Annotated in this window: 13 protein-coding genes and 1 tRNA gene; 11 read left to right on the top strand and 3 right to left on the bottom strand. The window is 31.3% G+C overall.

Annotated elements, in window-relative coordinates; translation table 11 throughout:
- Positions 1-29 precede the first annotated feature (29 nt).
- The 4 genes from selD (at position 30) to J2Z43_RS12805 (ending at position 7,421) form a co-directional block, all read left to right on the top strand.
- Positions 30-1,082, top strand: a complete 1,053-nt coding sequence (gene selD, locus J2Z43_RS12820) for a selenide, water dikinase SelD (RefSeq protein WP_209457522.1) — start codon at positions 30-32, stop codon at positions 1,080-1,082.
- Between the two features lie 48 nt (positions 1,083-1,130).
- Complete coding sequence (selA, locus tag J2Z43_RS12815; protein ID WP_234926408.1) at positions 1,131-2,510, top strand: L-seryl-tRNA(Sec) selenium transferase; 1,380 nt, start codon at positions 1,131-1,133, stop codon at positions 2,508-2,510.
- 9 nt (positions 2,511-2,519) lie between these two features.
- Entirely contained in the window at positions 2,520-4,403 is a 1,884-nt protein-coding gene (gene selB / locus J2Z43_RS12810; protein ID WP_209457520.1) for a selenocysteine-specific translation elongation factor, read from the top strand.
- A gap of 279 nt (positions 4,404-4,682) precedes the next feature.
- Positions 4,683-7,421 carry an ATP-binding protein gene (locus J2Z43_RS12805; protein ID WP_234926404.1) on the top strand — a complete coding sequence of 913 codons (2,739 nt, stop codon included), beginning with the start codon at positions 4,683-4,685 and terminating at the stop codon, positions 7,419-7,421.
- 98 nt (positions 7,422-7,519) lie between these two features.
- On the opposite strand, the gene J2Z43_RS12800 is transcribed toward J2Z43_RS12805, so the two are convergent.
- Entirely contained in the window at positions 7,520-8,566 is a 1,047-nt protein-coding gene (locus J2Z43_RS12800) for an FAD:protein FMN transferase (protein WP_209457518.1), read from the bottom strand.
- Positions 8,567-8,872: 306 nt separating this feature from the next.
- On the opposite strand from J2Z43_RS12800, the gene J2Z43_RS12795 reads away from it, so the two are divergent.
- The 3 genes from J2Z43_RS12795 (at position 8,873) to J2Z43_RS12785 (ending at position 10,911) form a co-directional block, all read left to right on the top strand.
- A complete protein-coding gene (locus J2Z43_RS12795) occupies positions 8,873-9,547 on the top strand; it encodes a uracil-DNA glycosylase (RefSeq protein ID WP_209457517.1) in 675 nt (224 codons plus the stop codon).
- 210 nt (positions 9,548-9,757) lie between these two features.
- Positions 9,758-10,600: a 3D domain-containing protein gene (locus J2Z43_RS12790; protein ID WP_209457516.1), complete on the top strand. Its 843-nt coding sequence runs from the start codon at positions 9,758-9,760 to the stop codon at positions 10,598-10,600.
- Positions 10,601-10,814: 214 nt separating this feature from the next.
- A tRNA-Sec gene (locus J2Z43_RS12785) sits at positions 10,815-10,911 on the top strand.
- A gap of 62 nt (positions 10,912-10,973) precedes the next feature.
- Here J2Z43_RS12785 and J2Z43_RS15225 read toward each other — a convergent pair.
- Together J2Z43_RS15225 and J2Z43_RS15220 are read right to left on the bottom strand one after the other, a co-directional pair.
- A complete protein-coding gene (locus J2Z43_RS15225; protein ID WP_327786968.1) occupies positions 10,974-11,543 on the bottom strand; it encodes a site-specific integrase in 570 nt (189 codons plus the stop codon).
- A 179-nt stretch (positions 11,544-11,722) separates the two neighbouring features.
- Complete coding sequence (locus J2Z43_RS15220) at positions 11,723-12,019, bottom strand: Arm DNA-binding domain-containing protein (protein ID WP_327786967.1); 297 nt, start codon at positions 12,017-12,019, stop codon at positions 11,723-11,725.
- A gap of 18 nt (positions 12,020-12,037) precedes the next feature.
- On the opposite strand from J2Z43_RS15220, the gene J2Z43_RS12775 reads away from it, so the two are divergent.
- Genes J2Z43_RS12775 through J2Z43_RS12760 form a run of 4 tightly spaced genes read left to right on the top strand, consistent with a single transcriptional unit; the run spans position 12,038 to position 13,810 of the window.
- Complete coding sequence (locus J2Z43_RS12775; RefSeq protein ID WP_209457515.1) at positions 12,038-12,217, top strand: hypothetical protein; 180 nt, start codon at positions 12,038-12,040, stop codon at positions 12,215-12,217.
- On the top strand, positions 12,217-13,320 hold the full coding sequence (locus J2Z43_RS12770; protein WP_209457514.1) for a phage tail protein: 1,104 nt from the start codon (positions 12,217-12,219) through the stop codon (positions 13,318-13,320). The genes J2Z43_RS12775 and J2Z43_RS12770 overlap by 1 nt, the downstream gene beginning before the upstream one ends.
- Complete coding sequence (locus tag J2Z43_RS12765) at positions 13,320-13,667, top strand: hypothetical protein (RefSeq protein ID WP_209457513.1); 348 nt, start codon at positions 13,320-13,322, stop codon at positions 13,665-13,667. Before J2Z43_RS12770 ends, J2Z43_RS12765 begins: the two co-directional genes overlap by 1 nt.
- On the top strand, positions 13,667-13,810 hold the full coding sequence (locus J2Z43_RS12760) for an XkdX family protein (RefSeq protein WP_209457512.1): 144 nt from the start codon (positions 13,667-13,669) through the stop codon (positions 13,808-13,810). The genes J2Z43_RS12765 and J2Z43_RS12760 overlap by 1 nt, the downstream gene beginning before the upstream one ends.
- Positions 13,811-13,919 lie beyond the last annotated feature (109 nt).

Here is a 13,919-nt window from a genome sequence, read left to right as displayed (position 1 = left end):
TGTAGAAGTATGTAACAGGAGGTAGAATCATGGGAAAAGAATTTAAAAAACTTACAGATATGACAAAAGCAGGAGGTTGAGCCGCTAAAATTGGTCCAGAAGTTCTGGCATCAGTGTTATCTCAGCTTCCAAAGAATGAGAATACAGAAAATTTAATAGTAGGATTAGAAACAGCAGACGATGCTGCCGTATATAAATTAAACGATGAAACAGCTTTAATACAAACTTTAGACTTTTTTACACCGATGGTGGATGATCCGTATATATTTGGACAGATAGCTGCATCGAATTCACTTTCAGATGTTTATGCTATGGGAGGAAAACCTTTGGTGGCTATGAATATAGTATGCTTTCCAGCATGTCATGATATGGACGTACTAGCTGAGATTCTTAAAGGCGGTTTTGACAAGGTTAAAGAGAGTGGAGCGCTATTAGTAGGGGGGCATACAGTAGACGATCAAGAGCCGAAGTACGGGCTTTCTGTATCGGGTACAGTACATCCAGATAAGGTACTTGCAAACTCTGGCGCAAAACCGGGAGACAAATTGATTTTGACAAAGCCAATAGGAGTAGGAATTTTAAATACTGCTATGAAAGAGGGAATGGTGTCTCAAGAGATATTTGATGAAGTTATCAAAGTAATGATTCATCTAAATAAGTATGCAGCAATGAGTTTTGAGGATTTCGAAGTGAATTCTGTTACTGATATCACGGGATTTGGACTTATAGGCCACACACTTGAGATGGCAAAAGCATCTGAAGTGACTGTAGAAATAGATGCAAAAGAGGTACCCATATTAGATGGCGCAGTTGATATGGCTGAGATGGGTATTATTCCAGAGGGAATGTACAAAAACATGTACTATGCATCTAAAGATGTAGAGTTATCAGGGGATGTAAAAGAAGCTGTTAAGGATGTATTCTACGATCCACAAACAGCAGGAGGTTTACTGATTTCTGTAAGAGCAGATTTAGCAGAAGCTCTAGCTGAAGATATGAAGAAAAATGGTTCTTTAGAAGCAAAAATTATAGGGCAAGTAGTAGAGAAAAAAGATGAAGATAAATACATTAAAATAATATAAATAAGTACAGGGAGAGGGATTATTTTGGACAAGAGAAATCTATTTGCAATGTTGCCATCGGTTGATGAAGTAATAAGTGATAAGAGATTCGAAGATTTTTTAGAATCTTACCCAAGGACATTGATATTAGAGTCTATTAGAGAAAGTATTGAGTACAATAGACAAAAGATATTAAAGCTTAAAGATGAAGAGGTTGAATCTTACAAGGTAAATTTAGACGGAATAATTGAGAATTCACTAGTTAATGCAAAAAATAAATACTCTTTATCTCTAAAAAAAGTCATAAATGCTACAGGCACAGTTCTTCATACTAATTTAGGAAGATCTTTGCTTAGTGAGGAAATAAAGGATGAATTATGGACAGCGGCATCTAGATACTCCAATCTTGAGTACAATTTAGGCAAAGGGGAGAGAGGCTCTAGATATGTTCACCTTACGAATACAATCAAGAGACTTACTGGGGCTGAAGATGTACTAGTTGTCAACAACAATGCAGCTGCGGTTTTGCTAGTTTTAAGTACAATGGCAAAAGGTGGAGAAGCAATAGTATCTAGAGGAGAGCTTGTTGAAGTTGGAGGGTCTTTTAGAATACCAAGTATTATGGCTTTAAGTGGGGCGGATTTAGTCGAGATAGGTTCTACTAATAAGACTCATTTAAATGATTACGAAGATGCTATAACTGAAAATACAAAAGTTCTTATGAAGGTTCACACAAGTAACTACAGGGTGCTTGGATTTACTGATAGCATAGGTGTGGATGAACTATCAGACTTAGGTAAAAAATATAGACTTCCAGTAATAGAAGACTTGGGAAGTGGTGTTTTTATAGATTTATCTAAATTTGGAATGACATATGAGCCAACTGTTATGGATTCACTAAAAAATGGTGCGGACATAGTAACGTTTAGTGGTGATAAAATGCTAGGCGGCCCACAAGCAGGTATAATAGTTGGGAAAAAAGAATATATAGAAAAAATGAAAAAAAATCAGCTGACGAGAGCATTAAGGGTTGATAAATTAACTATATGTTCACTAGAGGCTACTCTTAGAATGTATTTAGATGAGAAAAAAGCAATACAAAATGTTCCTACACTTAAAATGCTGCTTTATTCATATGAGGAGCTAGCTGAGAGAGCAGAGATATTATACACTAAAATTAAAAGCTCAAATATAGATGCAGATGTATCTATGGAAGATGGTCTTTCACAAGTTGGCGGTGGATCTATGCCGCTTGAAACTATGAAGAGTAGAGTAATAACAATAAGTCCAAAGAGTATAAGTATATCTGAACTAGAAAAAAGACTTAGACTTAGCGATTCACATATAATTGCAAGAGTTTACGACGACAAATACGTTTTAGATGTAAGGACAATATTTGATGATGAATTTGGAGTAGTAGCACAAGAAATAGAAAAGGCTTTTAAATAGGAGGAAAAAATGAAGAATGTCATTATAGGAACAGCAGGACACATTGACCACGGTAAGACCACTCTTATAAAAGCACTAACAGGTAGAGAGACAGATACTCTCGATGAAGAAAAGAAGAGGGGAATATCTATAAACCTTGGATTTACTTATTTCGATTTACCTAGCAATAAAAGAGTTGGTATAGTCGATGTCCCTGGTCATGAAAAGTTTATTAAAAATATGCTTGCTGGAGCTTCAGGACTTGATATGGTACTTTTAGTAGTTTCAGCAGAAGAAGGCGTAATGCCACAGACTGTTGAGCATTTAGATATACTATCTTATCTTAATGTAAAAAAGGGTATCGTTGTTCTTACAAAATGTGATGCAGTTGAACCTGAATTTGTAAGTTTAGTAAAAGAAGATGTTTCTGAAAAAATAAGTGATACATTTTTAGCAGATGCAGAGATCATAGAAGTAGATTCTATATCAAAAAGAGGAATTGATAAACTTATACAAAAAATAGATGAATTAAGCGATGATATAGAAGATAAAAATGTAAATTCTCCTGCGAGACTAAATATAGATAGAGTTTTCTCAGTAAAAGGATTCGGAACTGTAATAACAGGGACATTATTTGAGGGAAAAATCAATATAGATGATGACCTGATTGTATATCCTAAGAATCTAAAGACAAAGATAAGAAGCATACAAGTACACGGACAAGATGTAGAAACTGCCTATGCAGGTCAAAGAACGGCTATAAATATTTCTAATGTTAAGGTTGAAGATGTTGAGCGAGGAAATGTTTTGGCATCTCCTAATTCTCTCGAGGAATCAATGATGTTAGATGTAAAACTATCAGCTGTAAATCATAGTGATAAATCGATAAAACACTGGGACAGGCTTAGACTATATCATGGTACTAGAGAAATTCTGTGTAGAGCAGTTCCTCTAAATATTGAAAAGATCGAACCTGGGGAAAGTGCATTTGTTCAGCTTAGACTAGAAGAAAGTATTGTATGTAAAAAGGGGGATAAATTTGTAATAAGACTTTACTCCCCAATGGAAACTATCGGTGGAGGCGTTATAATAGATCCATCTCCTAGAAAACATAAAAGATTTGACGATAAAGTTATAGAGGCTTTAAAAGTAAAAGAAAAAGGCGAGTTAAAAGATATAATAGAAGAGTTTATAAAATCAAATATAGAGTATCCGACTATCAAAGAGATTATGAGCTACAGTGGAGCCCATGAAGCTGATATAGTTAAAGCATTAGAGCAGTTAATAGGGGAAGAAAAAATCATAAATTTGAACAACATGTATTTCCATATAAATCAGTACAGAATGCTAAAAGATAAGACTGTAGTTTTACTAGGAGATTATCATAAAAAGTATAGGCTTAGAAAAGGTATGCTAAAAGAAGAACTAAGGTCAAAAGTAGCTAGTAAATTTAAAACTAGAGATATGGATTTACTTCTAGAAAAATTTAGCAAAGAGAAGGTTATCAAGGTTACAGGAAATATAGTTTCTCTACACGATTTTGAAGTGAAACTAAATGATGCCCAAAAGTCTATAGCTACAAGTATAAAGAAAAAACTAAAAGCTTGTGGTATGTCTTCTATTCTTACAATCGAAGAGGTTTGTGAAAATCATAATTACAATGAAGTTCTCGAATCTATGATAGGTGAAGATGTAGAGAAGCTAGATGATATATATGTAATGGATAAGGAAATATATGAAAAAGCTAAAGATATACTCATCGATTATATAAATAAAAATGGAGAGATAACTTTAGGAGATTATAGGGATCTTGTGGATTCAAGTAGGAAAAATTGTATGATAATCCTAGAAAACTTTGATAGAAATAAAATCACAAAGAGGGTAGAGAATAAAAGAGTGTTTTTTAACTCTTAATATAATAATATAAAATAATAGAGATTAAATATAATTTATTTTAAGATAATTAAGGGTGCATATCAATTTGGTGCATCCTAATTTTTTTAAAAAAAGATTACTAGAGACTTTATAGACTATATGTCGAGTGTTTATATTTAAATAAAATTTATGCAATATAATGAAGTTGAAAAAAATAAAAAAATATATTTATTTGTATTTGAAAATGAAAGAAGGAATTACTGTGTCGAGTATCGTATAGTTATTTATACTAGAAAATTGTTAAGGAGTATGAGAGCTTTGAAAACAAGTATAGCAAAACCTGAAATTATTAACAGTACAAAATTCAACGAAACGAGAGATGTTGCTATTTTTTTGTTGATTTCGATATCAGCCATGTTTTTTGTAAATGATATTATAAGATTTGAAATAATAATACACTGTCTGTATGCAACTTTTCTAGTTGCAATGGGAATGATCATGCTAAATACTAGCCGCTTTAAGGTGGGAACTTTACAGACGTTTTTAGGAATAGTAGTTACAGTTGCAGGAGTGTTCGAGTGTGTATTTTTAATTAAATATCTAAATTTTAAAATTCTGCCGGAAATGATGATGGATATGAGTATTATAATTCTTGCAATAACAGATTTATCACCTTTAGTGGGGGTATATCTGGCTATAAGTCATGTAAAGAATAAAAAAACAGTAATAAGAAGTGTAACTGAGTTTATATGTTTTTTACTGATTGTAGTTTCTGTTGTTTTATTTTTTAAATATATAAACAGCAGAAACGGTGGAACTATTCCGTACTATACAGTCAGAGTTTTTATAAGCATAGTTATGTTAACTCTTGTTGTTCTAGTATTTATGGATATTAAAAATACTACCCAAAAAATGCAAGACGAAGAAATACTTTGCTATAAAAGAATAGTTATATTGCTTTTGATATCTACTGTACCTACACTTTTTTATCCTTTGATAAATAATCTGTACATTGTTGATGTAATTAGCCAAATGACTATAAACTTAACAATGTATTATGTGTACAGATATATGGTCTATACAACTGTAAAAAAGACCTATGATCAATTAAATAATACAAACGATCAGCTAAAAGAAAAAAATGAAATTTTGCAAGAGAAGAATAAAATGTTGATAATGGAAAATCAAAAGATAGCTGAGCTAAAAAAGGAACTTCAAGAAAAAGAAATAAAACTGCAAACAACATTAGATCTTTCATGTAATGGAATTATAGTTCTCAATTTGCATAAACAAATATCATTTGCAAATTCAATTTTTGATAAAATATTTTTAAACGAAAAATCAAAAGACAGTTTTGAGGAGCATATTTTAAATTATGATGACTTAATGGAGAGTTTTAATTATGTATGTAGGGAGAAATCAGATGCAATTAAACTTATTGAAACTGTTGATAATATGACTTTTGAAGTGAAGCTGTCGCCGCTTTTAGTTGGATCGAATATACAGGGAGTTTTGTTTGTATTTAAAGACAAAACTAAAAAACTAGAGGCTGAGGAAAAGATATACCAAGCAAACGAAAGATATGAGCGATTTTTAGAAAGTATAGGTGATGGTATTGTAGTCGTATATGATGAACAAATTATCTATACAAATAGAGCGTGTAAAAATATGTTCAAAGACAAAGTAGATGAAATAGATTTTCTCGCTTGTTGTAGGCGAGGCCAATACGAAAGAATGTACAGAGTAGGTAAAAATATAATATATGTTGAGTTTGACTATGCAAAATACTCAAAAGATGAAAAAGACACGTATATAATTGTAGTAAGAGATGTTACTGAACGTAAAATATCAAAGATAAAACTTGAAGATAGTCAAGATTCTTATGCTGACTTTATAGATGTTTTACCAGACGGAATATGCCTTATTGATAAAAATATGAAGATAGCTTATGTAAATAAATCTATGTTGAATATACTTGATATGGAAACTTCCTCAGGTATAATTGGGCAGAACTTTAAAGATTATGTAGATAATTCTATCAAATATGAAGATATAGAGAACATAGTACACAGTGTTAATGATGATGGCAGAAGTACAAACCTTATATCACATGAAATTATAGCACAAAGCGGCGAGCGCAAAAATGTTGAGCTAAGTATACTTCCATTTACTATGAATAATAACAATTTAATTATGATTATTGTAAAGGATTTAATTCATAAAAGAAATTACGAGTTAGCTGAAGCTGAACTGCTTGAAAGATTTAAAGCGGATAAGATAAAAACAGAGTTCTTTGCAAATATGTCACATGAGCTAAAGACACCACTAAATGTTATATCTAGTTCAAATCAATTAGTAGATTCATTCTATAAAAGTGGAAAAGTTATAGATTACAATGACAATATTAAAGGGCATGTAGACCTTGTAAGACAAAGTTCGTATAGACTTCAGAGACTAATAAACAATATAATAGATCTTACTAAAATGGAGTCGGGATTCTACAGGTTAAAATTAGCCAGTTACAATGTTGTAGAAGTAGTTGAAGATTTATTTATGAAAATAGAACCTTACGCATTTAAGAAAGGGCTAAGCATATTATTTGATACAGAGGAAGAGGAGATATACACATACATTGATAAATTAGAGTTTGAAAGAATATTATTAAATTTATTTTCAAACTGTATAAAATTTACCGATAATGGAGGAAGTATATCTATAAATATATACATAGACACAGAAGATGTTGTAGTTAGCGTTAAAGATACTGGGGTTGGTATACCTAATGATAAGCTTGAGATAATATTTGAAGAGTTCTCTCAAGTAGACAAAACACTTTCTAGAAATACTGAGGGAAGTGGTATAGGCTTATCTATAGCTAAAAACCTTATTGAGTTACATGGAGGAGATATAAAAGTACTGAGCAGTGAAAATGAAGGAACTGAATTTAGGATAAGGGTTCCTATTAAGCCGGTTATTTACGATACAATCAATGAAGATAAAAGGATCTATAATATTGAAGAAAAAATAAAAATAGAGTTCTCTGATATATATTATTAAAGTATATAATTATATAGAATTGTTTATGTGAAAAAGAGCGTACACAAATTGCATCGAATTGGATACAATCTGTGTACGCTCTTTATTTGAGTAAATTTTTATTTTACAATTGTGTAGTCTTTATTTGTTAAATTAAATTTATTTTTAGCTCCATTAGAGAGGTAGATTTTTTTATCTTTAGTTATAAAAATCGCATCTACATCGTCTAGGTTATTTATAAGTTTAAGTCCTCTTTCTAGGCCAAGACCGAATACTGATGTAGATAGGGCGTCACAGTTAATTGATTTGTTTGAGATAATAGTGACTCCGCTAAGTTCGTTATCGTATGGATAGCCATCAAAAGGGCTTAGTATATGATGATAGAGTTTGCCGTCTTTTTTTATAAATCTTTCGTAAATTCCTGAAGTAACAACAGATGTATCTTTTGCTTTTACACTTCCAATAGAATTACCATCTTCTTTATTTGGGTCCTGAAGGCCAATATTAAATTTTGATTCATCTTTTTTAGTTCCAATAACATATATGTTTCCGCCTAAATTTACTATAGCTTTTTCAACGCCCTCTGATCTTAAATATTTAGCAATCTCATCAGCTGCATATCCTTTGGCAATTCCACCTAAATCTAGTTTCATTTCTGTTTTTGAAAGTTTTACAGAGGAATTTTTATCATCAAGAAGTACATTTTTATAAGAGATAAGTGGGAGTAGATTATCTATCTCAGTTTTAGCAGGAACCCTTGCTTCATTCGTTCCGATGTCCCAAAGGTTAGAAAGAGGCCCTATAGTTGGATCAAAATGTCCGTCTGAGATTTTAGCATATTGAACAGCTTCTTTAATTACCCAGAAAGTTTCATCAGATACTTTTACATAAGATTTACCAGATGCATCATTAATCTTATTTACTTCACTTGAAGATATCTTGGCACTCATTTTATTTTCGATATCTCTTAAAATTAGCTCGCATTTATCTAAAATATTTTCGCCTTTAGACTTTTTTACACCATAAATCTTTACCTCATTGACTGTTCCAAGGGCAAAGTAAGTTTTTGAATACTCGGAGGGCTTATTTGTAACTCTATAAAAAGAAAATAAGATAAGTCCTAAAGTAAGCAGTATTATAAGGTAGGTGACTTTTTTGTTTTTCATGATAGTTCCTCCTATGAATTTGTATATTGTTTATTATATCATAGTTATTTGTAGAATTTCATTGTATAAAAAAGAATACTATGCTTCATTAAAAAAACAATATATTCTTGTAATATAGTAAGTTAAAATTTTGTGTTTTGTAGTCAGAAATGATATTATAAAATAGTGATAAATTAATAAAAAAAAATTTTTAAAGACAGCTTTATACAAAAAATAATTACAAACATAAATTACAATCGAGTATAAAAAATTTATTTCACTACATATTCAAATAGATGAAAAAATTTATTAGGGGGCAATGATAATATGGTAAACATAGGCAATGATTGGGATGAATTACTAGCTGGAGAATTTGAAAAAGATTACTATAAAAATTTGAGACAATTTTTAATTCAAGAGTATAGTACTCGCCAGATCTTCCCGGATATGTACGATATATTTGAAGCTCTTAAGCATACATCTTATAAAGGTACTAAAGTTCTTATACTGGGACAGGATCCGTATCATGGAGATAATCAAGCTCATGGGCTTTCATTTTCGGTTCAGCCTAGTGTAAAAACTCCACCATCACTTCTTAATATGTACAAGGAGCTTAAGGATGATTTAGGATGTTATATACCAAATAACGGATATTTAGTACCTTGGACGGACCAAGGGGTATTGCTTCTCAACACAGCTCTGACAGTTAGAGCACATGAAGCAAATTCTCATAAGGATAAAGGATGGGAAATTTTCACTGATAAAATAATATCTCTTTTGAGTGAACGTAAAGATCCTGTAATATTTGTACTCTGGGGTGGAAACGCAAGAAGTAAAGAAAAGCTTATAGATAAGAGTAAACATTATATATTAGAAGGGCCTCATCCAAGTCCTTTATCAGCGTACAGAGGATTTTTTGGATGTAAACATTTTTCAAAAATAAACAATATTCTAGCCGAACTTGGTAAAGAACCTATAAATTGGCAGATAGAAAATCTGTAGCAAATATTGTAAAAACAGCAAAAGTAACAGTGTTGTAATAAGTCGAAAGTGTACTCAAATGCCTGCAATGGCTAGATGGGTACACTTTTTTTATTAGAGTTTGACAAAACAAAATTAAAAGGTTACAATATGGTTACACTAATTTACAAAAGAAAAATATGGAAATTGAGATTAAATAAATTATATAGGTTTTAAATGGAGGAAGTTATTATGAGTTTTAAGAAAATGAGCAATTTGAAAGTATCTGCTTTAGCAGTTGTACTATCAGTTGGAATTCTATCAGGATACTCAACACTGAATAAGGAAATAACGCTCGTGGTAAATGGAGAAGAGACAAAAGTATCTACACTGAAATCTGATGTAAAAGGATTTTTAGAAGATCAAAAAGTTAAATACGATAACAATGACATAGTGAGCTTAAGTTTCGATAAAAAACTTAAAAGTGGAGATAGACTAGAAGTAATCGATGTTAAAGAGAAAACAGTAAAAGAAAAGAAAGAAATACCTTTTTCAACTAAAGTTATCAAAAATGCAAAATCTACATCAGGTAAAACTGAAGTAGCAGAAGAAGGTAAAGTGGGCGAGAGTGAAGTTGTATACAAGCTTACTTACCATGATGGAGATTTAGTAAACAAAGAGTATGTTAAAGAAGAAGTAAAGTCTAAACCAGTAAACAAAGTTGTTAAGGAAGTTGCAGATGTAGAAATGCAGGTTGCTACATCAAGAGGGGCTAGCTCAAGAAATATAGCTACATCTTCTTCTAAAACTAGCACAAGTCAAGATGGTAAAAATATGAGAGTTGTAGCTACTGCTTACAGTGGACACAGTATAACAGCTACAGGGACTAAACCAAAATGGGGAACAATAGCAGTTGATCCAAAAGTTATACCTTATGGAACAAAAGTATATATACCTCAATTCGATATGGTATTCACTGCAGAAGACTGTGGTGGAGCTATAAAAGGTAACAAGATAGATATATTTATGAACGATTCTAAAACAGTTTACAACTGGGGTAGAAAGACTATAGATATACGTGTACTAGGTAAATAAGCTTTAAAAAGTATAATATAGATATGATTTTAAAAACAACAATACCTCAGAATAGATAGATTACTTTTCTGAGGTATATTTTTTATTATAGAAGGAAACTATATAATATATAAAATAGTATTTAGAATTTCTATAAAGGTTATTGCAAATAGCACCAATTTGTGATATTATTAACTTCGTTGGTAGGATTTTTACTCGAAAAATATCATAATATGGGGGTGGATGGGTGCTGGTGTGCCCTCTAGTCTTCAAAACTAGCATGAGGGGTTAGGAGCCTCTTAGGTGGGTTCGACTCCCACGCATTCCCGCCAGTAAAACCGTTAAGCGTTGTAACAACTACGTTTGACGGTTTTTTATTTTGCCTGTGATTCTATTATGATTCTATAAATTCTAATCTTTGAATAACTTCAAGTTGATTATTAGGATATAGGTGTGAATATGTATTCCAAGTTGTATCTACTTTTTCATGACCCAAACGTTCACTTATAGTAAGTACATTTACGTCCATATTTATCAATAAGCTTGCATGAGAATGCCTCAAGTCATGTACCCTTATTTTTTTCACATCAGCTATAGCTGCGTATTTCTTCAATTGCTTTCCTAAATATGTTTTGGCGAAGCTGAAAATACGTTCATTATTTTCTATTCTATATAAGCTTTTTATATAATTATCTATATCGTTACATAAAAAATCTGGTATATATACTATACGCTTACTTTTAGGAGTTTTGGGCTCTGTGATTATTTCTTCGTCGTTTATTTTAGTGTATGTTTTGTTAATGTCTATTAAAGACTTTTTTGTGTATATATCTTTTACAGTAAGAGCCATCAACTCTCCTATTCTAATACCTGTCCAAAACAATATATTAAATGCCAACTTCACATCAGGCTTGTCTACGACATTTATAAATTGTTTAAATTCATCTAAAATCCAAAAATCCATATCTTGTGCTTTTTTCTTACCTATAGAACCGGCTAATATCGTTGGATTAGACTTTAACCCATAATACTTTACCGCATAGTTAAGAACCGACGTTAATTGGTCGTGAATGCCCTTTAAATATGTATCGGAGTAGTCCTGTTTAAGGAGTTCATTTTGCCAATTCCTTTTACGAATAGGAGTTAACTCTTATATTTAGCAAATGTTGGTAATACTTTATTTTTTAGTATATTTTTCTTTTTTTCTATGGTTGTTTTTTTTAATCTAGTAGACATATCATCTAGGTATTTTTCTGTTAAATTTTCAAAGGTGATATCTGGGGAAGTTTCTAGAGAATTTAAAAAATCACGTTCCCAGTCGAGAGCCTCTTTCCTAGTTTTAAATCCTCTTTTTAATTTTTTCATTTGCTTGCCTGAGAAATCACTGTAATAGAATTGTAGATACCAAGTATTTCTTTGATAATCTTTATATGCAGGCATATTTGTCTCCTTTACAGAATGATGAATTTAATTAGTGAAGATAAATTATATATTGGTGCGGTCGCTTTAACAGGTGAAGAAATAGCTGTTTATCCTTGGTCGATTAAAGAAATAGAAAGTAAAGGTAAATACAATGTTGCTATCGGAACAGCAGAAGGAAACGAAGAGATAACGGTATATCCAAGAGGGGTGATTTAATGGAACAATTCTATACGATACTTACTGAGGTAGGTAAAGCTAAGATAGCCAATGCTACGGTGTTAGGTGAAAAAGTAAATATAACTAAGTTTCAAGTCGGTGACAGTAACGGACAATATTATAACCCATCAGAAACACAGACATCACTAAAAAATAAGGTATGGGAAAGTAATATAACATCTATCGCACCAGATGAAAATAATCCTAGTTGGGTAGTTATATTTGCTACAATTCCTGGTAACGTAGGTGGATTTAATATAAGAGAGGCTGGAGTATTTGATGATCAAGGGAATATGTTAGCTGTTTCTAAAATACCAGAGACATATAAACCCACAGCAGACAATGGAAGCACTAAGGATTTAACTATAAAAATAATACTAGAGATTTCTAATGCTGAAGTTGTAACTATCAAAGTAGACCCAACTGTTATATTAGCAAGTAAGAAAGATTTACAAGTATTAGAAACAAAAATGAATACTAAAATAGATACAACAAAGACAGATCTAGAAAAGAAAATAAATAAAGTTGCTACAGATTTAAGTACTATAGAACTTACAGGAAATAAAGTAACAATAGAAGATACAGACAATAACTTTGAAAGTGGAACTGTTGAGGGAGCATTAAAGGAGTTAGCAATTAAAGATAAAAGTTTAGAAACGGCTATAGCTAATAATAAGACAGAGATAGACGGAGAAATTACAGATTTAAAGCAATCTGTCAGTAGTGGGAAACAGTTAATCGCTACCGCTGTTACTGGCAAGGATGTACCGACAAATGGTAGCGATTCGTTTCAGCAGATGGCGGATAATATAGATAGTATTAAGACTAAGTTGCCTATTTTGGAGGGTGATGTTGGTGTTACTGAGGATAGCGAGGGTAATGTTTATGGTGTTGTTGATTATGAAGAAAGACATACTTATCTAGATAAAGATAATTTAATATACGAAGTATGGAAATATGGTTTAACAGAGATAAGGAAGGTGTTTGTTGATTCTCAAGGGTTTGTATATGCTTGTAGTGATTACGGACATATATTATTAAATATAAAGATAATTACACTAGAAAAACTAGCAATATTAAAAGAAAGAGAGGTAGTACAATAATGAAATTTTTAGGAAATTTAGAGCAAATAAAAGATAACAAATACAAAGCATCATTAGTAGCACAAGATGTTGAAGAAAGAGCGAAAAGAAGAGGATTAACAGTAGAAGAATTTGCACAACAAGTGCTAGAAAACAAAACCGGATTGGTAGTAGATAAACTACCAGAGCAACAAAAGATAGAAGGAAAGGTATCTATATTATATGTAAATATAGATACAAAAGAACCTTTCTATGAATACGAAGATATACCAAAGACAGAGGAGAATATTCTAAAAGATAGAGTAAATGAATTAGAACAAGGTCAAGCAAATACGGAGTATGTCCTAATGATGGGAGGTTTATTATAATGCTAATACTAAGTTTCAATAAAATAAAAGAGTATTTTAAAAGAGAAATTTGGAATAAAGAAATGGTTAAAAATGCAGTAGAAAAGCAGAAAATAACAGAAACAGAATATAAGGAAATAACGAGCGAGGACTATACTAAGTAGAGTTCTTTTTTTAATGAAATAAATCAATAAATAATAGCATAATATTATTGTATATATGATAATATATAGATAAAAGTAATTTGAAAAGGGGATTTTTATGGGGAAATCA

Source organism: Metaclostridioides mangenotii, assembly GCF_017873185.1.
Taxonomy (GTDB): domain Bacteria; phylum Bacillota; class Clostridia; order Peptostreptococcales; family Peptostreptococcaceae; genus Metaclostridioides; species Metaclostridioides mangenotii.
This window is presented reverse-complemented; position numbering and strand designations above follow the sequence as displayed.